Source organism: Curtobacterium phyllosphaerae (assembly GCF_049341865.1).
Classification (GTDB): Bacteria; Actinomycetota; Actinomycetes; order Actinomycetales; family Microbacteriaceae; genus Curtobacterium; species Curtobacterium phyllosphaerae.
In genome coordinates, this window is the sequence record NZ_JBMPIU010000006.1 from 203,161 (window position 1) to 224,895 (window position 21,735).

Below are 21,735 nucleotides of genomic sequence, written 5' to 3' on the forward strand. Positions count from 1 at the left end.
CGTCTCCCCGTCCGTCCGGCGGGTTCGTGGACCGCGCCGATGTGCGGGAGGATGGACGATCGTGATCACCATCGAACGTGTCTCCTGGGACGACCCGCGCGGTGTCGCGCTCCGCGCGGCCATGGACGAGGACATGCACGTCCGCTACGCCCGACCCGCGGACGACCCGGAACCGAAGGACGTGACCGACGCGCGCGACCGGGCGCTGTCGGTGGATCCCGACCGGGTCGTCACGAGCATCCTGGCGATCGACGAGGCGGGCGTCGCCGTCGGGCACATCGCCGTCCGTCGACTCCGCACCGCGATCGAGGGCGCTGAGCCGACCGACGAGCTCGAACTGAAGCGGCTGATGGTCCTCGACAGTGCGCGGGGCAAGGGCGCGGCGTCGGCGCTGCTCGCGGAGAGCGAGTCCGTCGGACGCGAGGTGGGCGCTGCGCGGCTCATCCTGCAGACCGGCGACAAGCAGCCGGAGGCGGTCGCCCTGTACGGCAAGCAGGGGTGGCGGCGCATCGAGAACTACGAGCCCTATGCCGCGGTGATGCCGTTCTCGATCTGCTTCGCGAAGGACCTGTAGCCCCTCGCGCGCCGGCCTTCGCGAACGACAGCAGCGCATCGATGAAGTCACGATCATCGATGGATCATGGCGTGCGACCGTCGTTCGCGGGTGGTGACCGCAATGCCCGTCGAATCGCACCTCCATCTCCGCTTGGGAGGCCGAGCTGCGCGAGATGAATTCCTCCGAGTGAGAACGCGATCGTCGCACTGAGTGGCGACTGCAGCACCAGGCCCACGGTGATCAACATCACCGCAGCCAGGAGTGGCCCGCTCAGGACGACTGCGACCTCGCGACGGCGAGTGGTCCGCTGTCGGATCACATGCGCAATGCCGAGCCGCGTCACGAGGTGGACGTGACGGTTCGAAGTCCGCACTGCCAGCAGCGCCAGGAGATGGCCCATCTCGTGCACCCACCCGGACATCAGGAAGACCAGGATGAAGAGGAGCACCGCGATCAGTCCCAGTCCTTGACCGGTGCACACGAAGACGGCCCCCATCAGGGCCGACAGGCCCAGGAACGGGAGCGCAGATGCCATCATCGCCACGATGACGGGTCTCAGCCAGCCGACTCCGGCGATGGTCAACGGCTCTGCCCATTGCCGAGCACTCAACGATGCCGTCCAGCGGGAGGAGGTGCTGGTCGCCAAGCCGAGGTCGATCAGTTCGTGAGGAGCTGTGAGACCGCGCGATCCATCCAAGCCGAGCGCATCGCAGACGAACGCCCTCCCCGCCAGCCGTCCACAGGCGCTCGTCACGAGGCTGCTCATCGTGCGTCGTGGTGCGCGCGCCATCCAGCGGCCGCCGTTCCGACCACGACAGATCCGCAACCGATCGCAGCGCTGATGAGGAGCGTGGTGTGTGAAGGCATGGCAGTTGCTCCGAGCGCCACCGGCAGCGTGAGAAATCCGTACAGCAGGATCATCACGACCGCTGCCACGGCCCCTGAAGTGGCTTGATCGTCCGACCACGGTACAACCGACCCCGCAATGAGTGCGGCGCTGAACAATGTGACCATCTTGAGCGCAGCGGGCAGCGCGTCAGACCACTGCAACACGTCTGCGGCGAGCCCGATCCCACCCAAGACGATCCCGAAGATCACGGCCACGGTCAGATGCGCGACGATGGACGGAGCCACCCACCAGTCTCTCCGAGCCGTCAACATCGTCCCGAGCCATGACCATCGAGTGAACCGCCCGGGAACGAAGATCACCGTGAACGTCAGTGCCAACAAAGAGGCGCCTGCCAACGCGTGTGCGATCGCCTCGGGAACGACTCGAGGCAGCAGCAAGCCTGATGCGATGAGCAGGGCTGTTCCGCCCGTGGCGGCAAGGGCTGAGCGGGGGTCACGAATGAGTGTCTTCGACGCTGTCAGGCCGATTGCGGGTGCAGCACGCTCCGTGCGCCAGCGTGGGAGAGGAAGGAGCATGACCCCGCGATCGCGCGGGGATCCGCGGTAGCGCGACGCGGCAAAGCAGACACAGGCGCTCACGACGATCCAGAACGCTGCGACGCAGAGCGCGAGAGGATCGCGGCCTACGATACCGATGACGACTGCGTTGCTGAGGAGCAGGTGTGACGACACCCCGCCGGCTCCGGGCACGACGAGCTGTGACCCGAAGAGGAACGTACTGGCGACGATGATCACACCCGCCGCTACCGCCTCCGCGAGTTGCTCGGGCACATGCACGAGCTGACGTATGGCCGAACCGACGAGGGTCAGCGTCCCGAGCGCGAGGCACTGCACCACGATGAGAGCGAGAGGGAGCGCGGCCGTGAGCAGTGCCGCGTCCCCGGAATCGAGATCCGCCCAGGCCAACACGAAGGTGCTCATACCGAATGAGCACGCGGCGACGAACGCTAGGGCGAACAACGGGGCGTTCAAGCCGATCCGGACGGACGTTCGGGCGACGGGGAGCAACTCCAGCATCGCCTGGATCGAGGTCCGTCTCGGTCCGACAAGAAGCAACAACACGCTGAAAGCCACGGCCTCGAGCAGCGCGCCCGAGGTGGATGTCGTGAGGATGAGTTCCGCGATGTCCGTGGGCGGTGGAGTTCCCGACGCGGACGTCAGTGACACCCTGGCGAGCCCGTAGCCACCTGTCAGCGTCGCGATCAGCAACACCACAGTGGCGCAGACGACTGATCGGCGCGACATGTTCAAGGACGCGGCGGTCTCGCTGAACCAGACCCGCAGCGCGATCTCCGTGACTTTGTACGCGTCTTTCACCGCCGTGTTCGTGACCAGACGCTGACGACGGCCGTCGTGCAGGCTGCGGCGATGATCGCGGAAAGCGCTATGAGCCCAGCGCCGTTCGGCGTGAACTCCACCGCGGGAAGATCGTTCACCGTCGTCACGGAGGCACTGAACACCCACGGTATGCCGACAGGGGTGCGCAACATCGCCGCCGCCGCAACGACCGCGACGATCGTGATGAACGTGCCAGCCACACCCGTCAGGATGGACAAGAGGACGGTCGAGATGAGCTTAGTGGCGGTCAATCGAGATACCTTCCTCTTCAAACATGGCTTGTATGTTCTTCCTCCGGTTGACGCTGTTTAGCTGCTTGCCCGTTGCCTCGAGGAAAACATTCTCAATCGAGCCATGAATGCTCTCCAATTCCGACACCGTCCCGCGAAGAGTCGTCATCCCGTCATGAAGGACCACGAGGGTGTCGCAGTGGCGACTGACTTGATGGAGATCGTGGGTGGCCAGGAGAACTGCGCCGCCGGATGCGGCGAAGGCTGCGATGAGATCCTGGAGCGTCATGCTGGCGTCTGGATCGAGGCCGCGGAACGGCTCATCGAGTATCAGCAGGGATGGTCGGTGGGCCAGCGCTGCGATCAACTGCAGCTTGCGTTTCATGCCGTGCGAGTACGACGCCATCGGAGACGGGAGTGCGTCCGAGAGCTCCAGCAGCGCGGCCAGTCGTTCATCGAGACCCCGCGGGCCCTCTCGGCGAAGCGACGCATGGACGTCAAGGAACTCCCGACCGGTGAGTGACGAAGGCACCGGCAGGTCGTCGGGAGCGAATCCGAACTTCTGACGCGACTTCTTGCTCGTCACATGCTCGTCAGCGTGCCAGACGTCACCGATCTCAGCGTCCACGAGGCCAGCTATCACATGAAGCGCTGTGCTCTTCCCCGAACCGTTGGAACCGAGAAGGCCGCAGACTTGTCCGGTAGCCAGTTGCAATGAGAAATCGTCCAGGACGGTGCGCTTCCCGTACCGCTTCGATATTCCGGCAACATGGAGGATGACATCCGCGGCCTTCTCGATGACATCAGTCACTTCTTGCAGTACGCCTTCCAGGTCCCGCCCGCGTTCCATGACGGCATGTCGAGCGCTGGGTACAGGCCCTTGCTCTGACATGCGGCCCACCACGCCACGGCGATGCCCGCTGCGAGGATGATCGCAATTGCGAGGATCACCACGACGAATCGGTCGCGAGACACTTCGGTCCGACCGATGACGGCGTCGAGCCCGCGGGCCCTGGCGATCTGCAAACCCACCACTGTGTCGACTACGAGGTTCGACATCGAACCCCTCCTTTCCGTTGGGCTGCCAACATACTGATACTGCGGTGTGAAACACAAGCATCGCCGCACTACTTGCACTATTGGGCTGAAAGTGCAATTCTGGTCCGCATGACCCCCGCCGTCGCCGTGCGCACCCGTGCGCTCCGCCAGAACCTGATGTTCGTGGCGCGTCGGATGACAGCAGAGCTCGGCCTCACCGGGTTCACCATCGAGCAGCTCTGCGACGAGGTCGGGGTCTCCCGCCGAACCTTCTTCAACCACTTCTCGTCGAAGGAGGACGCGGTCGTCGGCATCGAGCTCGGTGCCGCGGACGCGCTGCTCGAGGAGTTCCGGAACGGCGGACTCGTCCCGCGGGGCATGAGCCTCGTCGAGACGGTCTGCCGAGCCGCGCTCGTCCACGTCGAGCGGCACGGCATGACGCGCGAGGCCGGCCTGCAGTTCAAGGCCGCCCTCGACCGCGAGCCGAGCCTGCTCCCGAAGGCGATGTCGAACGGGATGGAGCAGTCCCGCCTCCTCGTCGACGCGCTCCGCGACCGGGAGGGGCTCTCGCCCGACGACCAGCGCCCGGCGGTCGCGGTCGCCGTCGCCACCGCGGTCATGCAGACCGCGGCGGAACGGTACTTCGCCTCCCCGGACACCGCCGCCGATCCCGAGGACCTCGACACGCTCGTCCTCGACACCCTCCGTGCCGCCACCGACGCCGTCACACCGACATCCATCCCCCTGGAGACGACAGCATGAGCACCCCCACCGCGCCGACCCGCCCCGGGCGCCGCACGACCGGAGCTGCCGCCGGGCCGCTCCTCCTCACCCAGCGTCGGATCTGGATCATCTTCTCGGCGCTCATCGCGGGGATGCTCCTGTCGAGCCTCGACCAGACGATCGTGTCGACGGCCATGCCGACGATCGTCGGCGAGCTCGGCGGCGTCGCGCACCAGGCGTGGCTGACGACCGGCTACCTGCTCGCCTCGACCGTCGTGATGCCCATCTACGGCAAGTTCGGTGACGTCCTCGGTCGCCGGAACCTGTTCCTCATCGCCATCGCGCTGTTCACCATCGCGTCCGCCGGATGCGCCTTCGCCGGCGACTTCTGGCAGCTCGTGGTCTTCCGCGCCATGCAGGGCCTCGGCGGCGGTGGCCTGATGATCCTGTCGCAGGCGATCATCGCGGACATCGTCCCGGCCTCCCAGCGCGGCAAGTACCTCGGCCCGCTCGGGGCGATCTTCGGGCTCTCCGCGATCGGCGGCCCGCTCCTCGGCGGGTTCTTCGTCGACCACCTCACGTGGAACTGGGCGTTCTACATCAACATCCCGGTCGGCGTCGCGGCGTTCTTCATCGCGTGGTTCGCGCTGACGCTGCCGAGCAAGAGGGCCACCAAGCAGGTCGACGTCCTCGGGGTCGTCCTGATGTCGGCGGCGACCGCGTGCCTGGTGTTCTTCACCGAGTCCGGCGGCAACGCCGAGCACGGCTGGGGTGCCGCCGTCACGTGGCTCTGGGCCGCAGGGCTCGTCGTCGCGGCGTCGCTCTTGGTGTTCGTCGAGTCCCGCGCCGAGGACCCGGTGCTCCCGCTCTCGCTCTTCCGCAACCGCACGTTCCTCACCGCGACCGGGATCGGGTTCGTCCTCGGCGTCGGCATGTTCGCGGCGATCGGCTTCGTCCCGACGTTCCTGCAGATGTCGTCGGGCACCTCGGCGGCCGTGTCCGGGCTCCTCATGCTCCCGATGATGGTGGGCCTCATCGGCACCTCGATCGTCTCCGGCAACCTGATCACCAAGACCGGGCGCTATCGGATGTTCCCGATCGTCGGCACGCTCCTCGTGGCCGTGGCGATGCTCTGCATGACGACGCTGGCAGCCAGCACGCCGATCTGGCTCATCTGCGTCTACCTGTTCGTGTTCGGTGCCGGCCTCGGGCTCATCATGCAGGTCGTGGTGCTCGTCGCGCAGAACTCGGTGCCGGCGCAGGTCGTCGGGACCGCCACGAGCACGAACAACTACTTCCGTGAGGTCGGTGCCTCCCTGGGCGTCGCGGTCTTCGGGGCGCTGTTCACCTCGCGGCTCACCTCCTCGCTCACCGACGTGTTCGCGGGTGCCGGTGGATCGGCGTCGCAGGCGGCGTCGTCCGCAGGCAGCATCGACCCCGCGACGGTCGCGAAGCTCCCCGAGGCGGTGCAGACCGGGATCGTCAACGCCTACGCGGACTCGCTCGCGCCGGTGTTCTGGTACCTGCTGCCGTTCGTGGCGGCGGCGTTCCTGCTCGCGCTGTTCCTGCCGCAGATCACGCTCGCGGACGTGGCCGGCATGGTCGCCCGCGGTGAGGCCGTCGGCGGTCCGGAGGCGGACGAACTCGAGCGGGCGCACCGGGCCCGGGTCGGTGGGGCCGCCGTCGCCGCCGACGCCGGTCCCAGCACCGCCGTCCCTGGTGACAGCGCCGCCGTCGCCGACGATGCTGAGGCCGGTGCTGACGACGCTCGCGACGGCGACGCGATCGATGACGGTCGCGTCAGCGGCGACGTGACCGGAGGACGGCGATCACGAGCAGGGCGATGACCCCGACGCCGACGGCTCCGCCGATCCGCACGCCGCGACGGTAGCGACGACGCAGCTCGTCGACGGTCTCCATGGCGACGAGCGCGACCGTCTCGGCGGCGCTCTCGGCCCGGTCGGTGACGTCGTGCACGACGGCCTCGGCCCGGTCGGTGACGTCCTGCACGACGGTCTCCGCGTGGTCGGTGACGTCGGTCACCACGGTCTCGGCTCGACCGGCGACGTCGTCCACGACGGTCTCGGTGCGGTCGGCGACGTCGCGCACGAGGTGCTCGGCACGGTCCGCGAGGTTCCGCACCGCGTCGCTCGCGACCACCGCGTGTGCGGCGTCCTGCGCCCGGCCGGCGAGGTCGTGCAGGGCGTTCCGTCCCTCCGCGGGCACGACACCCGCAGCGTCGATCGCGTCGTGGACCTTCTTCGCGGCCCGAGCGATGATGTCGTTGTCCTCGTCGGTCATTGTCGTCGTCTCCTCGTCCCCGACGGTGTCGGAGCCATCTCATGGTGCCTGCCCGCGCAGTGTCCCGCCCGCTCATGCCTGGACGCGTGACGGTACACGCGCCTCCAGGCCGGCGGATCGCGCGCCCGGAGTCGCAGGTCCGCGCCGGCGGATCGCGACCCCGACGTCGCAGCTCCCTGCCGACGGGTCGGCGGATCGCGACCATCACGCGATGTCCCCCGTTCGGGGGACCGTGCGCCTGTCGACCAGGACGACGCTTCGCGAGAGGATGACACCGTGCGAGGACCGAAGTCGTGGCGGCGTCTCCGGAGCAAGCCGTTCTGGCAGCGCCCGCTCCTGCAGCTGTTCCCCCTGTTCGGCGCACTCTGGGGTGCGGTGTTCGCGATCGTGTTCGTGGTGGTCGTCCTCGTCCCGCAGGTGCACGAGTCGACGGCCGACACCGGGTTCAACGTCGGGAGCGCCGTCGGGATCGTGTTCCTCATCACCGGCCTCGGCATCCTCATCTGGGTGTCCGTCGGTGCGATCCTCGGGGCGGTCGCGGGGCTCGTGACCCTCGCGGGGCGGACCGGTGTCGCGCGGATCGTCGCCGAGGCCGCTTCGGTCCTCGTGATCGCGGTCGGGTCGGGGTTCCTCGGGAACTACCTCGGGACCGTCGTCGGGTTCGCCGAGCCGCGGCTGACGGCACTCGGAGCACTCCTCGCGTCCGGGGTGCTCGCCGCGCTCGTGGTCGTGCGGAAGCGCGGTGCGGAGCGGCGCGCGGAACGGTCGACGTCCGCGCGTGCGACCCTGGGAGGTGTGCGCTGAACCCGGCGCCGATTCACCCCTGACGAGGAGCCCGCATGCCCGAGAAGATCATCCTGGACTGCGATCCCGGACACGACGACGCCGTCGCAATCCTCCTCGCGCACGGCAGCCCGGAGATCGACCTGCTCGCCGTCACCACCGTCGTCGGCAACCAGACGCTCGACAAGGTCACGCGCAACGCCCTCGCCGTCGGGACGATCGCCGGCATCACCGATGTGCCGTTCGCCGCCGGGGCCGACCGGCCGCTGCTGCGGACCATCGAGACCGCCGGTGACATCCACGGCGAGTCCGGGATGGACGGCCCCGTGCTGCCCGAGCCGACGATCGAGCTCGACCCGCGGCACGCCGTCGACCTCATCATCGACATCGTGATGGCGCACGAGCCGGGGACCGTCACCCTCGTGCCGACCGGCGGTCTGACGAACATCGCGCTCGCCGCCCGGAAGGAGCCCAGGATCGTCGAGCGGGTCAAGAAGGTCGTGCTCATGGGCGGCGGCATCCACGTCGGCAACTGGAGCCCGGTCGCCGAGTTCAACATCGTGATCGACCCGGAGGCCGCGCACATCGTCTTCAGCGCAGGCTGGACGGTCGTCATGGTCGGACTCGACGTCACGCACCAGGCGCTCGCCACCCCGGACGTCGCCGCGTCCATCGAAGCCGTCGGGACCGGTCCGTCGCGGTTCGTCGGGGACCTGCTGGAGTTCTTCGCGGACGCCTACCGCGACGTGCAGGGGTTCGATGCGCCGCCCGTGCACGACCCGTGTGCCGTCGCCCATGTCATCGACCCGACGATCATCCGGGCGGTGCAGATGCCGATCGGGATCGAGACGACCGGCACGCTGACCCTCGGCATGACGGTCGCGGACCTCCGGACCCCCGCGCCGGCCGACTGCCGCACGTGGGGCGCGACCGAGCTCGACCACGAGCGGTTCTGGGGTCTCGTCGTCGACGCACTCGAGCGCATCGGCGAGGGTGGCGTGACAGCCGGAACGACGGCGGTCTCGGCATGAGCGCCACCACGACCACCGGGGAGCGCGGGCGCATCGTCGTCGTCGGCTCGCTGAACGCCGACCTCGTCGTCCGCACCGAGCGCTTCCCGAAGGCCGGTGAGACCCTCCGCGGCGAGGACCTCGCGATCCTCCCGGGCGGCAAGAGCGCGAACCAGGCGGTCGCGGCCGGGCGGCTCGGCGGCCGGGTGGCGATCGTCGGGGCGGTCGGGTCGGACGGCAACGGCACCATGCTCCTCGACAGCGTCGGGGGAGCCGGCGTCGACGTGTCGGCCGTGCGGGTCCTCGACGACGTCGCGACCGGCACCGCGGTGATCACGGTCGACGCCGACGGCGAGAACACCATCGTGATCTCCGCCGGCGCGAACGGTCGGCTCACGGCGTCGGATATCGATGCCGCCACCGAGGTGTTCGAGGGTGCGGCGGTGCTCGGGCTCTGCCTCGAGGTCGACCTCGACGTCGTCCTCGCGGCGGCTCGACGCGCGCACGACGCCGGGGTCACGGTGCTCACGAACCTGTCGCCCTTCGGCGAGGTCCCGCCCGAGCTCCTGGAGCGCACCGACGTGCTGCTCGTCAACGAGCACGAGGCCGCCCAGCTCGTGGACTCGTCCGGTGACGCCGACTGGCGGAGTCTCGCGGGCCTCCTGGCCGAGCGTGGCGTGCGCCGCACCATCGTGACGACGGGAGGCGCGGGCTGCGTCGTCCTCGACGGCGACGCGGATCCGGAGACGGTCGCGTCGGTGCGGGTGCAGGCGGTCGACACCACCGGGTGCGGGGACGCGTTCATGGGGGCCGTCGCGCTCAGGCTCGCGGCGGGCGACGCGCTCGTCGACGCCGCACGGTTCGCGGTCGGTGTCGGGGCGTTCGCCGCGACGCGTCCCGGCGCCCAGGCGTCCTACCCCGCCCCGGCGGAGCTGTCGGAGTTCCTCGCCGCGCACTGAGGCGGACCCGCCCGCCGGAGCTACCGGGACCGGAGCTACCGGGATCGGAGCTACCGGGACCGGAGCAGCCATGGGCGGAGCAGCCTCGTGGCGAGGGGCAGCACCCAGTACGTCATGATCGGCGTCAGGATCAGCGTCGTGACGAGGACCTTCGGGAACACCGGTACGGCACCCTAGAAGGGCACGAACGCCATCACGAGGAGCGTGAACACGAGGTTGACCGGGAAGAACCCTGTCCAGATGCTCACGGCCTGCTTCCAGCGCGGCGGTGCCGAGGTCGCCGGGGTGTCCGCCGGCACGTCGAACCAGCCCTCGATGCCCGTCCGCTTCTCCACCCGGGACTCGACGACGAGGTCCCGGCCGAGGTCGAGCCACCGCAGCCGGTCGTCGGAGTTCTCCCACGTCGCGAGGGTCCCGTGGTCGGCGAAGCGGTACAGCATGTGCCACTCGAGCGAGTCGGCGTGGGAGCGGACCCACCCAGAGCCGAGGAACCCCGGGTAGCGGTTCGCGAGGTTCACGCCGGACTGCACCCAGCGGGTGACCTCCGGGATCCGGTCGGGTTCGACGAGGCGGGTGATGGACACGGTGACGGGGAGCCCCGTGGTCGCTTGTGGCGACGCGGCTTCCCCAGGCTCGGCTGGAGTCATGACAGCAGTATCGCGCGCACGTGTTTCGCCCGCGTGACGCTCGCGCTCCCCTCTGCCGAGCGGGCGCGTACCGCGGGTGTCGAGCCTCCGGACTAGCGGGAATCGACCGCTCGGGGAGCAGCCCGGCGGACCATGTGCAGGACGAGGGCGACCGCGTCGAGGAGGGAGGGCACCACGACGTCGGCGTCGTCGACCCCGTCGTCCCGGGTACCGTCCGACGGCACGAGGATGCCGGCCGCGCCCGCCGCACGGGCCGCACGCATCTCGGGGCCGCCGTCGCCGATCACGACGAGTTCCGCGGGCACGATCCCCAGGGCGCTCGCCGCCTGGCGGACCGTCGCCTCGTCGGCAGGGCCGCCCGTCCCGGCGAACCACGCGTCGAGCGGGCCGACGAGCGATTCGACACGGTGGTCAGCGGCAGGCCGCTCCGCGACCGCACCGACCGGGAGGCCCGCAGCGCGCAGTGCGTCGACCGCACGTCGGGCGCCGGGTCGCGCTGTGCCGGCGGCTGGTTCGGCCGGGTCGGTGCCGGGGTCGACCACCATCGAGCCCGCGTGCCCGAGGAGGACGCCCCGGACGATCGCGTGCTCGTGGAGGGTCATGCACCCGTGCTACCCCTCGACGGCCCGTCCCGTCACACCCGCGACTCGCGAGGCTGCAGGACCGCGCGGTCCGGACAGCCCCGCCCCGGATTCCGTGTCCTCACCGATCGCCTCGCCTCAGCCTCCGGCTCGCACACGTTCGGTCCCTGTCGGGAGGTCGTTGACCTCTCGTGCTCTTCTTCGTCGGTCACGACCGTCCTCGTCGACGGGTTGCGGCAACTCGAGTCGAATGTTGCCATGGGCTTGTGCTCCGATTTCAGATGTGAAACGTTAACGGCCACGACGAAAGGGAGTCACCATGAAGCGATTGACCATCACCTTCGCAGCGCTGGCTGTCCTGGGCGGGCTGGTGGTAACACCGGCAATCGGAGCGCATGCCAGTTCCGAGCAGACCGCGATGGCCTTGAATTCCGTTGCGGACGCCCCGGAGTCCGTCAGTGACGGTCCTGGCGCTGACCAGCGTGGGATTGCGGGAGTTGCAAAGGCCTTGCATGCCGGCTTCAAGGCTGCCAGTGCCTACAAGGCGGCGGCGCAGGTCGCTGGCTGGGCGAGCATCCTCGGACGATCGGAAACCCCGAACTCCGTCGACGCTCAGCTCGAGTCCGCCTACTTCGACCGCTGAACTGTCGGGCGCCTCGCAGCAGTGCGGGGCGTCCGACACTCTCTGAAGGACGATTCATGTCTCGCCTCAAGATGTCGCTGAGCGCCGCGGCGATGCTGGTCTTGGTTCTCTATGTCTCGGTCGCGTTGGTGATCGCAGGACCCGTGACTCCGATCAGTCTCGCGCTGTCCCCCGTCGCCGCGAGGTTCGAGCCATACCTGGCGCAGAGTTGGCAACTCTTCGGCCCGGACCCCGTGAGTGAGGAGCGAGGTGTTCTCGCGCGGACCAGCTGTCGCGGTGCAGTCACCGGGTTCAGAGACGTGACAACGCCATCCGTCATCAAGGCGCAGTCATCTCGGCTGTTCCCCTCGCGCGAGAACAGGATCCTCGGCAACCTCCTGGTAGCGCGATTCGCAATGGACGACATCTCGGCGCGACTGGACCGGAACGAACATGCCTCGGAGATCCCCGACCTTGCGGTGCCCCGCCGCGGGGAGCAGCGCAGGACTGAAGTCCTGATCGCCCGGTATGCAGCATCGAAGCTTCCATGTCGAGACGGCTCAGTCCCGAAATCTGTGCAGGTCCGGTACGTGTTCCACAGCTTTCCCGGTTGGAGCGAACGAACTGATCCTGCCGCCGTGGGTGAGGTCCGGTACTTCGACTCTCGTTGGATCGAGCCGTGACCAACAAGGCCGGTGCCTTTCTCGAACGCGGGACATCGTGGATGACCGGATCGCCACGGGCTCCAGCTTCTCTCGGTCTGCTCCGTTCGACGATCGGGCTCGTGTCGTTCGTGTACTACGTCAGCGCGGCTTCGGACCGGCATTTCTTGTTCGGTCCGGATGGCCTCTTCGGGCGTGACCTCCTGGCCAAGGAACTCGATCGGACTGGCAGCTGGAGTTTGTTCGCGGTCTTCGGTGATGGCTCCATCTTCGACGGCTTGTACTTCGTCGGGACGTTGACGTCGACTGCGGTGCTACTCGGACTGGGTGGGCGGGCCGTTCTTGCCCTGCATTGGGTCTTGTTGTGGTCGTTGTACGCGGCCAACCCCACCTTGATGGATGGCGGAGACAACCTCGTGGTCCTACTCATCCCGTTCTTGATGCTGACACGGTGCTTCGACAGGATCCGAGTGACTCGGCCCAGGTTTCCTGCGCCACACTGCGCCGTCGCGAACGCGGCGAACAACCTCGGAGTTCTGCTCATCGCTTCGCAGGCCTGCATCGTCTACCTCTTGGCGGGGCTGTACAAAGTGCAGGGAGAGCTCTGGCAGGACGGAACGGCTCTGTATTACGTCCTTCGCATCCCGGAGTTCTACCTCCCCGGTGTCACTCCATTGCTGTTTCACCTTGGATGGGTCCTCGTGGCCGCGGCATATGCGACAGTCCTGACCAGCGTGTTCTTCACCCCGCTCGTGTTCTTCCGTGCTGGGCGGCCCTGGGCGGTGGCGAGCATGCTCCTGTTTCACATCGCCATCGCGGTGCTGATGGGACTCACCTCATTTGCGCTCGTGATGATGGCAATGGACCTGATCTTCATCAATGATCACGCGGACAAGGTGCGGTCGTGGTTCGTTCGCGAGGTTCAGATGTGCTTGAGCAAGCTCAGGGGATCGCGACGGGGAGGGGCGGATGTTGCGAGGTAAGGGTGGTGGGCAATGGATCAGCGCTCTGGTGGACGTTGACGGAACCGTCCGGTACGACGGGTCTCGCGGCACCGATCACTCGCCCCATGCGTTGCGCGAGTGGGGCAGCGTCACCAAGAGCCTCACCGCAGCTGCAGTGGAGGAGGCTGCGCGGCAGGGCATTCTCGACCCCGACGCTGAGGTCCGGTCGATCGTGAGCAGGTTGCCCACCGCCCGGTATTCATGTCGTGAACTCATCGAGCACCGGAGTGGCCTCCTCCGCGTTCCGTGGCAGATGCTCCTCAGCCCGGCGGCGGATCCGTACCGACGTGTGAAGGGAGCGCCGCTCCCGGCGAAGTGGACGCGCCCTGTCGGCACCCGCGGTGAGCACCTCTACTCGAACACGGGCTATGCAGTTCTGGGCGAGGTACTCGACACGGTCACCGGCGACTGGCTGGGGTGGACGAAAGCGCACGTGTTCGGCGGCCAGGAGTTCCCCTCTCTCACCCTCGATCCCGCGGACGGGCTTCGGGCACTGCACCGCGGGCGAGATGGCGATCTTCGTGAACCGTGGTCGGTCGGACAGGGGCCCTTCGCGGCGGCAGGAGGTGCCTGGTCAACCTTCGAGGATCTCGTCGCGTTCGCGCGATGGAGCGTCCGCGGTCCCGACCGTCCGGCGGCGTGGGAGCGACGTGGTGGAGCGGATTTCATCAACGGCGAGACGCGAGACGCTCACACGAGCATCGTCAGGGCGGTCTCCGACGGGCGTGTGGCCGTGGTGCACTCGCTCGGCATCGGTACGAGAACCGACATGCTCGCCGTCGACCTGCTCCGGGCCTCGTCCCGCTGACGCCCGCCTGTGTGTCCGGCGGAGGTGCGGCGGGGTCGCCGGGCGAGGCGACCCGGAGGTCAGCTCGCCTTCTTGGCGGCCGTCTTCTTGGGGCGTCGCGCTTCGCCGGGGCCGGTCCGTCGTATGATCCGTCTACCCGGTCTGTACGAAGGAGTACACATGATCGCCATGCTCGGCATCGCCATCGGTGGGGTCGTCACCGCCGTGTTCCTCGGCGTCGCGACGCTCATCTCCCGCCTCCGCCAGGCCAGGCGCCCCGTCCGCACCCCGTAGCCCGGGCATCTGTGCGCACCCCGTCCGCACCCGCACCCGCACCCGCACCCGTCTTCGAACGGGCAGTTGTGGCCGGTGTTCCGCTCAGACACCGGCCAGAACTGCCCGCTCGACGGGTGACGAGGGCGATGGGTGTGGACGGGGCGGTCGAGGAGGCGGGCTAGCTGGCTTTCTTGGCCCCGGACGCAGCGGGCTTCTTCGCGGGGGACTTCTTCGCCGGGGTCTTCTCGGCGGTCGACGCCTTCGACCCGGACGTCGCGGACGCCTTCGCGGGAGCCGTCTTCTTCGGGGCTGCCTTCTTGGCGGTGCTCGACGTGCGCGTCTTCCGGGCCGGGGTCTCCTCGGCGTCGTCAGCCGCGCCTCCAGACCGCTTGCCGGCGGAGCCGGACCCGCTGCCCTTGCTCGCCCGGTTCTTGTCGACCGAGGCGCGGAGCGCCGCCATCAGGTCGATGACGTCGCCACCCTCGTCGTCGTCATCGCCGTCGGACGCGGCGAACGTGTCGGAGGTGTCGACGTCGTCACCCGCCTCGAGCTTGGCATCGATGAGCTGCTGCAACTGCGCCTGGTAGTCGTCGGTGAACTTCTCCGGCTCGAAGTCCGTCGACATGCTCGCCACCAACGACGACGACATCTTGAGCTCGTTGGCGGAGACCTTGACGTCCTCGTCGAGGGCCTTGAAGTCGGCGGCCCGGACCTCGTCGCCCCACAGCAGCCCCTGCAGGATGAGGACGTCGCCGTGGACCCGGAGCGCCCCGAGCCGGGTCTTCTGGCGGAGCGTGAACGACACGATGGCGGTGCGGTCGGTCTCCTCGAGGGTCCGTCGGAGCAGCACGTACGCCTTGGGGGAGCGGGAGTCCGGCTCGAGGTAGTACGACTTCTCGAAGAGCATCGGGTCGACCTGGTCCGTCGGGACGAACTCGAGGACCTCGATCTCGTGCGACTGTTCGGTCGGCAAGGACTTGAGGTCGTCGGCGGTCAGCACGACCGTCTTGTCGCCGTCGTCGTACGCGCGCTCGATGTCGCCGTAGTCGACCTCGTGGCCGAACTCGCAGACGCGCTTGTACCGGATGCGGCCCTTGTCCTCGTCGTGGACCTGGTGGAGCGAGACGTCGTGCGTCTCGGTGGCTGCGTAGACCTTGATGGGCACGTTGACGAGCCCGAACGCGATGGAGCCCTTCCAGATCGACCTCATGGGGCCATGATGCCCGCTCCGGCCTCGCGCCGCGCGTGGGACGTCCCCATGCCGCGCGTGCCCTGTCTCCTCGCCGTCCGTGCGGCAGTACCCGTCGAGGCGCACCGACGCGGTCGCCTCGCGGACGACAGCGGATGTGGATGACGGACTGCAGGCGCGGGGCACGTCTTGCGGACCGGCCCGCGTCCGTCTACAGTCCTGAAAGAGCCTTTCAGAAAATGTCTTTCAGATCGGAGCACCGCCGTGGACGAACGCCGCCCGAACCTCGCCGACCCGGCCGTCCTCGACGCGCTCGCGCACCCCGTCCGGCTCGACGTCCTCGGCTTCCTCATGTCGTCCGGCCCGGCGACCGCGTCGGACTGCGCGCGAGCCGTCGGGGACACCCCGTCGAACTGCAGCTACCACCTGCGCGTCCTTGCCCGGCACGGCCTCGTCGAACCGGCGGAGGGCGCGGACGGTCGGACCCGGCCGTGGCAGGCCATGATCACCGGGTTCACCAACGACGTCGACCCCGAGGACCGGGCGGGCGTCGACGCGATGCTCGCCGCGGCGCTCGAACTCGACCACCACCTCGCCCGGGAGCACTTGCGGACCAGGGCGTCCCTCGCGCCGGAGTGGCAGGGCACGGACGTGCACGCGCAGTACGGGCTGACGGCCTCGCCGGACGAGCTCCACGACCTGCTCGCCCGGATCGACGCGATCGTGCGGCCGTTCATCGCCCCGGCCCGTGCTGATGGGGACGTGCCGGGTGACGCCGAGCACGTCCACCTGACGCTCACCGCGTTCCCCCGCCCGCAGTTCGGCCGGCGGTGAGCACCCCCGCGACGGGCGGCTCGGCGACGGGCGGCTCGGCGACGGGCGGCTCGGCGACGGGCGGCTCGGCGATGCGCGGCTCCGCGTTCCGGGTCCCCGCGTTCCGGCGGCTGTGGATCGCCGGGGTCGTGTCGGACTCCGGCGACTGGCTGCTGTTCATCGCACTGCCGCTCGTCGTCCTGCAGCTGAGCGGATCGGCGCTGACCACCTCGGTCGCGTTCCTGCTCGAGCTGGTGCCGCCGATCGTCCTCGCGCCGTTCGTCGCGCGGCTCGTCGCCCGGGTGGACCGGAAGCGGCTCATGGTGGTCGTCAACATCGTGCAGGCGTGCTGCCTCGCGCCGTTGCTCCTCGTCGACGGGCGGGCGGACCTGCCGATCGTGTACGGGGTGATCGTGGCGCAGGCGGTGTGCAGCGCGGTCTTCGAGCCGGCCAAGAACTCGCTGCTGCCCGACCTCGTCGACGGGGACCGGATCGTCTCCGCGAACGCGCTCGTCGGGCTCGGGCAGGACGTCGGGCGGCTCGTCGGGGGCCCGCTCGGGGGTGTGCTGCTCGCCGTCGGACACCTGCCGCTCGTCGCGGCGGCCGACCTCGTGACGTACGTCGGGTCGGCGATCCTGCTCGGGACGCTGCCGTCCGTGGCGGGGGCGGGTCGCGCCTCCCGTCCGACCGCCGTGCCGGACGGGACGACCCGCCCGGACGGGACGACCCGCCCGGACGAGACGACCCGCCCGGACGGGACGACCCGGCCGGACGCGACCGCCCACCGGGCTCCGGCGCCCCGCGTGCACGGCGTGCTCGCGGCCCTCCGGTCGCCCGTGACCCGCGGCACGCTCGCCGTGCTGTTCGTCGCCGCGATCGCGCAGGGCCTGTTCGTGGTGCTGTTCGTGTTCTTCGTGACCGACGGCATCGGCGGGAACGACGCCGACGTCGGACTGCTCCGGGGTGTGCAGGCGGTCGGCGCGATCGCCGCGGGGGCCGTCCTCGCGGTCGCGGCGAGCCGGTTCCCGGTGGCGCGGGTCGCCGTGGTCGGGCTGGCCTCGTTCGCGGTGATCACCATCGTCATGTGGAACCTCTCCTGGGTCACCCACGCGCTGTGGCCGTACGTGCTCCTGTTCGCGCTCGTCGGAGCGCCCGGCGTGCTCTCGGGCGCCGGGACGACGAGCATGCTGCAGCTCCTGACCCCGGTCCACGGGCGGGCGGCGACGTTCAGCGCGCTCGGGCTCGTCGCGGCGGCCGGGCAGGCGATCGGGATGCTCGGGGCGGGACTCCTGCAGGGGCCGGTCGGGACGATGCCGCTGCTCGAGGTGCAGGCGGGGACGTACGTCGTCGCGGCGGTCCTGGCGGCGGTGCTGCTCCCGCGCGCCGTCCGGAGCGCATCACGGGGGACGGGGACCGCGCGGACAGCCTGACGCTTTGCGGAGAGAGCGTCCCGGACCGGGAGCCCGAGGGGTTCGATGGCCGCATGAGCCAGCTCGACAAGCAGGACCCCCGCACGCAGTTCCCGGTGCCGCCGTTCCCGCACCCCACCGGCGGCGCGGGCGCAGGGACGGGGGACACGAACGCGATGGACCCGACACCGGACCACGGCGAGGTCTCCTACCTCGGGACGGGTCGGATGCCCGGGTACCGGGTGCTCGTCACGGGGGCCGACTCGGGCATCGGTCGCGCGGCGGCGATCGCGATGGCCAAGGAGGGTGCGGACGTCGCGCTGAACGGCCTCCCCGCCGAGCAGCAGGAACTCGAGGACGTCCGCGACGTGATCGCCGACCTCGGCCGGAAGGCGATCATCCTCGCCGGCGACCTCACCGACGAGGCCACGTGCGAGCAGGTCGTCGCCGACGCGGTGTCCGAGCTCGGGGGGCTCGACTCCCTCGTGCTCGTCGCGGGCCACCAGAAGGTCCACGAGGACATCACCGAGCAGTCCACCGAGGACTTCGACCACACCGTCAAGGTGAACCTCTACGCGATGTTCTGGCTCACCCGCGCGGCGATCCCGCACATGGCACCGGGCTCGACGATCGTCACGACCGCGAGCGTCTCCGCGTACCAGCCCCAACCACGGCTCGTCGACTACGCGATGACCAAGGCCGGGATCATCACGTTCACGAACGGCCTCGCCGCGCAGCTCGCACCGAAGGGGATCCGGGCGAACACGGTCGTCCCCGGCCCGGTGTGGACCCCGCTGCAGCCCGCGTCCTACGACGGCGACGAGATCGAGCACTACGGCGAGCAGGCACCGTTCGGGCGTCCCGCGCAGCCCGTCGAGCTCGGTGCGGCGTACGTGCACCTGGCGGGTCCGGAGTCGAGCTACACCTCCGGGTCGACCCTGACGATCGCCGGGGCCACCGGCGTCGCGCTCTGAGCGCCGCGAGCGAGCAGAACGGAGCACGGATGCCACGCGGTACGAGCGTCGTCGTCGGGGGCAGGACCCTGACGCTCACCAACCTCGACAAGGTGCTGTACCCGGAGACGGGCACGACGAAGGGCCAGGTGATCGCCTACTACGCCGCCGTGGCCCCCGTCATGCTCCCGCACTGCCGTGACCGTGCGGCGACGCGGAAGCGCTGGGCGGACGGCGTCGACGGGCAGGTGTTCTTCGAGAAGAACCTGCCGCAGAGCGCTCCGGACTGGATCCGCCACCACACCATCGAGCACTCCGACCACGACAACGAGTACCCGGTCGTCGACGACCTGGCGACCCTCGAGTGGATGGCCCAGCAGGCCGCGCTCGAGCTGCACGTGCCGCAGTGGCGGTTCGGACCACGCGGGGGTGTCCAGAAGCCCGACCGGCTCGTGCTCGACCTGGATCCTGGCGAGGGCGTCGGACTCCCGGAGTGCGTCGAGGTGGCGCTCGCCGCGCGCGAGGTCCTGCACGGGATGGGTCTCGATCCGTACCCGGTGACGAGCGGCAGCAAGGGCATCCACCTGTACGCCGCCCTCGACGGCAGATCCACCCCGCAGCAGGTCAGCGACGTCGCCCACGAACTCGCGAAGGCGCTCGAGCAGGACATGCCCGACCTCGTGCTGTCGTCGATGTCCCGGAAGGCGCGCGAGGGCAAGGTGTTCGTCGACTGGTCCCAGAACAACGGGAACAAGACGACGATCGCCCCGTACTCGATGCGCGGACGGGCGTCCCCGACTGTCGCCGCACCCCGCACCTGGGACGAGCTGTCCGAGCGGGGCCTCGCGCAGCTGACGATCGACGAGGTCGTCGAGCGCGTCCGGAGTTCCGGCGACGTGCTCCACCCCGTCGCGGCGGCGTCACTCGCGGTCGGGCGCGCCGACGGCGGGCACTGGGACGGGGAGCGGACCGAGCAGGCGAACGAGCGGGAGCACGCGTCGCGGCCGGCACGTGGCCCGGGAGCGCGGACGGGAGGCGCGGCTGACGACCGGCTGACCGCCTACCGTTCCAAGCGGCACGCGTCGCGCACCCCGGAACCGGTGCCGTCCGACGCGCCGACCGTCCGGACCGACGGCGTGCCGACGTTCGTCATCCAGGAGCACCACGCCTCCGCGCTGCACTGGGACTTCCGCCTGGAGCACGACGGCGTGCTCGTCAGCTGGGCGCTCCCGAAGGGCGAACCGGACGACCCCGGCCACAACCACCTCGCGGTGCAGACCGAGGACCACCCCCTGGAGTACGGCGGGTTCGAGGGGACGATCCCGGGCGGCGAGTACGGCGGTGGGACCGTCACGATCTGGGATTCCGGCACCGTCGAGTACGAGAAGTGGCGGGAGGGCAAGGAGGTCATCGCGACGCTCACCGGGTTCTCGCGCGGGACCCGGCGGCTCGCGCTCCTCCACACCAAGGGCCGCGGCGGTGACGAGAAGAGCTGGCTCATCCACCGCACCAAGGAGCAGCCGGACGGACTCCCGGCGGAGCACACCGGCGTGACCCGGTCGACGAGCCGGACCGGCGGGTCGGGCGGGAGCAGTGCCTCCCGGCCGTCGCCGACCGCGCGCGGCGCGGAGGCCGCACCGTCGGACGCGGGGGATCACCGGCCGATGCTGGCGTCGCCGGCGACGACGCCCGGCGCGCTCACCCCGGACGACTGGGCCTTCGAGATGAAGTGGGACGGTGTCCGGGCCCTCGCCGCGGTGCGGGACGGCCGGGTGACGCTGACGAGCCGGAACGGCAACGACCTGACCGCGCAGTACCCCGAGCTCGGGGAACTGGCCGAGCGGGTCGGGGTGGACGCCGTGCTGGACGGCGAGGTCGTCGCGGTCGACGAGCACGGGCGGCCGGACTTCGGCCTGCTGCAGAACCGGATGGGGCTGACGAAGCCGCGCGAGGTGGCGGCCGCGCAGCGGGCGACCCCGGTGCGCTACCTCGTCTTCGACGTGCTCGAGGCCGACGGGCACGACCTCACCCGTGTCGGCTACGAACACCGGCGCGAGGCACTCGGGACCGTCGTCGAGCCGGGCGGCGCGGTCGAGGTCCCACCGGCGTTCGCGGGGACGCTCGACGCCGCGATGGCGGCGAGCCGAGAACGCGGACTGGAGGGCGTGGTCGCGAAACGACGGACCTCGCGGTACGCGGAGGGCGCGCGCTCCGAGGCGTGGGTCAAGGTGAAGCACCATGCGACCCAGGAGGTCGTCGTCGGTGGGTGGAAGCCCGGCGCCGGACGTCGTGCGGGCGGCGTCGGGTCATTGCTGCTCGGCGTCCCGGGCCCGGACGGGTTGGCGTACGTCGGGAAGGTCGGGACGGGGTTCCGGGACCGCGACCTCGACGCGATCGGCGCGGTGCTCGACGAACTCGCGACCGACTCCTCGCCCTTCGTCGACGTGCCGCGGGCGGATGCCCGGGATGCTCGGTGGGTCGACCCGTCGCGGGTCGCCGAGGTCGAGTTCGCGGAGTGGACCGCGGCGGGGCGGCTCCGACAGCCGTCGTGGCGGGGTTGGCGGACGGACAAGCTGCCGGACCAGGTCGTCCGGGAGTCCTGACGCGGGGGCGCTCGGTGCCCCTCCCCCGATCGGCTTCTCCTGACCGATCGGAGGACGAGGACGGTCAGGCTGCGGGGGCGGGACCGTCCGTCGGGACGGCGTCGCCGCCACCGGGGAGCTCGTCGACCTCGGCGTCCGCGCCGTCCTCGGCGTCCGCGCCGTCCGCGGCGTCCGCGCCGTCCTCGGCGTCCGCGCCGCCCGCCTGCCCGGCCTCGCCGGGGTCGATGTCGAAATGCTGCGCCGCGAACCGCTTGGCGTCGTCGATCGCGTCCTGACTCTCGACGAGCGGTGTCTCGTCGGCGTGCTGCGGCATGGGCTGGTTCTCGTCGGTCATGTCCGCGA

23 protein-coding genes and 1 pseudogene are annotated in these 21,735 nt (G+C 69.8%); 14 read left to right on the forward strand and 10 right to left on the reverse strand.

Features of this window, described 5'->3' with window-relative positions:
- The first annotated feature begins 61 nt into the window (after positions 1–61).
- Positions 62–574 (forward strand): GNAT family N-acetyltransferase, encoded by a 513-nt coding sequence (locus tag ACO0E0_RS12730; RefSeq protein WP_422871804.1) that lies wholly within the window; start codon positions 62–64, stop codon positions 572–574.
- Positions 575–638: 64 nt separating this feature from the next.
- Here the strand turns inward: ACO0E0_RS12730 and ACO0E0_RS12735 are convergent, their stop codons facing one another.
- From ACO0E0_RS12735 to ACO0E0_RS12755, 5 genes are read right to left on the reverse strand one after another with little or no spacing between them, the layout of a single operon-like run.
- Positions 639–1,322: a zinc metalloprotease gene (locus ACO0E0_RS12735; protein WP_422871805.1), complete on the reverse strand. Its 684-nt coding sequence runs from the start codon at positions 1,320–1,322 to the stop codon at positions 639–641.
- Positions 1,319–2,782 (reverse strand): hypothetical protein, encoded by a 1,464-nt coding sequence (locus ACO0E0_RS12740; RefSeq protein ID WP_422871806.1) that lies wholly within the window; start codon positions 2,780–2,782, stop codon positions 1,319–1,321. The genes ACO0E0_RS12735 and ACO0E0_RS12740 overlap by 4 nt, the downstream gene beginning before the upstream one ends.
- The gene (locus tag ACO0E0_RS12745) at positions 2,779–3,054 is read right to left on the reverse strand and encodes a hypothetical protein (RefSeq protein ID WP_422871807.1); all 276 of its coding nucleotides are present in this window, start codon (positions 3,052–3,054) and stop codon (positions 2,779–2,781) included. The genes ACO0E0_RS12740 and ACO0E0_RS12745 overlap by 4 nt, the downstream gene beginning before the upstream one ends.
- Complete coding sequence (locus tag ACO0E0_RS12750) at positions 3,041–3,844, reverse strand: ABC transporter ATP-binding protein (protein WP_422871808.1); 804 nt, start codon at positions 3,842–3,844, stop codon at positions 3,041–3,043. The genes ACO0E0_RS12745 and ACO0E0_RS12750 overlap by 14 nt, the downstream gene beginning before the upstream one ends.
- Positions 3,841–4,092, reverse strand: a complete 252-nt coding sequence (locus ACO0E0_RS12755) for a hypothetical protein (protein WP_422871809.1) — start codon at positions 4,090–4,092, stop codon at positions 3,841–3,843. Before ACO0E0_RS12755 ends, ACO0E0_RS12750 begins: the two co-directional genes overlap by 4 nt.
- A 108-nt stretch (positions 4,093–4,200) precedes the next feature.
- Between ACO0E0_RS12755 and ACO0E0_RS12760 the strand changes: the two genes are divergently transcribed.
- Both ACO0E0_RS12760 and ACO0E0_RS12765 read left to right on the forward strand, forming a co-directional pair.
- Positions 4,201–4,833 carry a TetR/AcrR family transcriptional regulator gene (locus tag ACO0E0_RS12760; RefSeq protein ID WP_422871810.1) on the forward strand — a complete coding sequence of 211 codons (633 nt, stop codon included), beginning with the start codon at positions 4,201–4,203 and terminating at the stop codon, positions 4,831–4,833.
- Positions 4,830–6,641: an MDR family MFS transporter gene (locus ACO0E0_RS12765; RefSeq protein ID WP_422871811.1), complete on the forward strand. Its 1,812-nt coding sequence runs from the start codon at positions 4,830–4,832 to the stop codon at positions 6,639–6,641. Before ACO0E0_RS12760 ends, ACO0E0_RS12765 begins: the two co-directional genes overlap by 4 nt.
- On the opposite strand, the gene ACO0E0_RS12770 is transcribed toward ACO0E0_RS12765, so the two are convergent.
- Positions 6,595–7,095 (reverse strand): hypothetical protein, encoded by a 501-nt coding sequence (locus ACO0E0_RS12770; protein WP_422871812.1) that lies wholly within the window; start codon positions 7,093–7,095, stop codon positions 6,595–6,597. The two genes, ACO0E0_RS12765 and ACO0E0_RS12770, sit on opposite strands and share 47 nt — an antisense overlap.
- A gap of 276 nt (positions 7,096–7,371) precedes the next feature.
- Here ACO0E0_RS12770 and ACO0E0_RS12775 point away from each other — a divergent pair, with 276 nt between their 5' ends.
- The 3 genes from ACO0E0_RS12775 to ACO0E0_RS12785 are packed head-to-tail and all read left to right on the forward strand — an operon-like array spanning position 7,372 to position 9,847.
- On the forward strand, positions 7,372–7,899 hold the full coding sequence (locus ACO0E0_RS12775) for a hypothetical protein (RefSeq protein WP_422871813.1): 528 nt from the start codon (positions 7,372–7,374) through the stop codon (positions 7,897–7,899).
- 35 nt (positions 7,900–7,934) lie between these two features.
- On the forward strand, positions 7,935–8,909 hold the full coding sequence (uriH, locus tag ACO0E0_RS12780) for a uridine-preferring nucleoside hydrolase UriH (RefSeq protein ID WP_422871814.1): 975 nt from the start codon (positions 7,935–7,937) through the stop codon (positions 8,907–8,909).
- Positions 8,906–9,847 carry a ribokinase gene (locus ACO0E0_RS12785; protein WP_422871815.1) on the forward strand — a complete coding sequence of 314 codons (942 nt, stop codon included), beginning with the start codon at positions 8,906–8,908 and terminating at the stop codon, positions 9,845–9,847. Before uriH ends, ACO0E0_RS12785 begins: the two co-directional genes overlap by 4 nt.
- A gap of 50 nt (positions 9,848–9,897) precedes the next feature.
- Here ACO0E0_RS12785 and ACO0E0_RS12790 read toward each other — a convergent pair.
- Both ACO0E0_RS12790 and ACO0E0_RS12795 read right to left on the reverse strand, forming a co-directional pair.
- Positions 9,898–10,494 (reverse strand): annotated as a pseudogene (locus ACO0E0_RS12790) (antibiotic biosynthesis monooxygenase).
- A gap of 92 nt (positions 10,495–10,586) precedes the next feature.
- The gene (locus tag ACO0E0_RS12795; protein ID WP_422871816.1) at positions 10,587–11,096 is read right to left on the reverse strand and encodes an HAD family hydrolase; all 510 of its coding nucleotides are present in this window, start codon (positions 11,094–11,096) and stop codon (positions 10,587–10,589) included.
- 298 nt (positions 11,097–11,394) lie between these two features.
- Between ACO0E0_RS12795 and ACO0E0_RS12800 the strand changes: the two genes are divergently transcribed.
- The 4 genes from ACO0E0_RS12800 to ACO0E0_RS12815 are packed head-to-tail and all read left to right on the forward strand — an operon-like array spanning position 11,395 to position 14,171.
- The gene (locus tag ACO0E0_RS12800) at positions 11,395–11,718 is read left to right on the forward strand and encodes a hypothetical protein (protein ID WP_422871817.1); all 324 of its coding nucleotides are present in this window, start codon (positions 11,395–11,397) and stop codon (positions 11,716–11,718) included.
- A 56-nt stretch (positions 11,719–11,774) separates the two neighbouring features.
- Complete coding sequence (locus ACO0E0_RS12805; protein ID WP_422871818.1) at positions 11,775–12,380, forward strand: DUF5819 family protein; 606 nt, start codon at positions 11,775–11,777, stop codon at positions 12,378–12,380.
- On the forward strand, positions 12,377–13,342 hold the full coding sequence (locus tag ACO0E0_RS12810; RefSeq protein ID WP_422871819.1) for an HTTM domain-containing protein: 966 nt from the start codon (positions 12,377–12,379) through the stop codon (positions 13,340–13,342). Before ACO0E0_RS12805 ends, ACO0E0_RS12810 begins: the two co-directional genes overlap by 4 nt.
- Positions 13,343–13,370: 28 nt before the next feature.
- Positions 13,371–14,171 (forward strand): serine hydrolase domain-containing protein, encoded by an 801-nt coding sequence (locus tag ACO0E0_RS12815; protein ID WP_422871820.1) that lies wholly within the window; start codon positions 13,371–13,373, stop codon positions 14,169–14,171.
- Positions 14,172–14,604: 433 nt separating this feature from the next.
- On the opposite strand, the gene ku is transcribed toward ACO0E0_RS12815, so the two are convergent.
- Positions 14,605–15,636 carry a non-homologous end joining protein Ku gene (gene ku / locus ACO0E0_RS12820; protein ID WP_422871821.1) on the reverse strand — a complete coding sequence of 344 codons (1,032 nt, stop codon included), beginning with the start codon at positions 15,634–15,636 and terminating at the stop codon, positions 14,605–14,607.
- 243 nt (positions 15,637–15,879) lie between these two features.
- Between ku and ACO0E0_RS12825 the strand changes: the two genes are divergently transcribed.
- From ACO0E0_RS12825 to ACO0E0_RS12840, 4 genes are read left to right on the forward strand one after another with little or no spacing between them, the layout of a single operon-like run.
- Positions 15,880–16,449: a helix-turn-helix domain-containing protein gene (locus ACO0E0_RS12825; RefSeq protein ID WP_422871822.1), complete on the forward strand. Its 570-nt coding sequence runs from the start codon at positions 15,880–15,882 to the stop codon at positions 16,447–16,449.
- Positions 16,446–17,858 (forward strand): MFS transporter, encoded by a 1,413-nt coding sequence (locus ACO0E0_RS12830; protein ID WP_422871823.1) that lies wholly within the window; start codon positions 16,446–16,448, stop codon positions 17,856–17,858. The genes ACO0E0_RS12825 and ACO0E0_RS12830 overlap by 4 nt, the downstream gene beginning before the upstream one ends.
- 53 nt (positions 17,859–17,911) lie before the next feature.
- Complete coding sequence (locus ACO0E0_RS12835; RefSeq protein WP_422871824.1) at positions 17,912–18,811, forward strand: SDR family oxidoreductase; 900 nt, start codon at positions 17,912–17,914, stop codon at positions 18,809–18,811.
- Positions 18,812–18,840: 29 nt separating this feature from the next.
- Positions 18,841–21,393, forward strand: a complete 2,553-nt coding sequence (locus ACO0E0_RS12840) for an ATP-dependent DNA ligase (RefSeq protein ID WP_422871825.1) — start codon at positions 18,841–18,843, stop codon at positions 21,391–21,393.
- A 64-nt stretch (positions 21,394–21,457) separates the two neighbouring features.
- Here ACO0E0_RS12840 and ACO0E0_RS12845 read toward each other — a convergent pair whose 3' ends face one another.
- Positions 21,458–21,727 carry a hypothetical protein gene (locus ACO0E0_RS12845; protein WP_422871826.1) on the reverse strand — a complete coding sequence of 90 codons (270 nt, stop codon included), beginning with the start codon at positions 21,725–21,727 and terminating at the stop codon, positions 21,458–21,460.
- Positions 21,728–21,735: the final 8 nt, after the last annotated feature.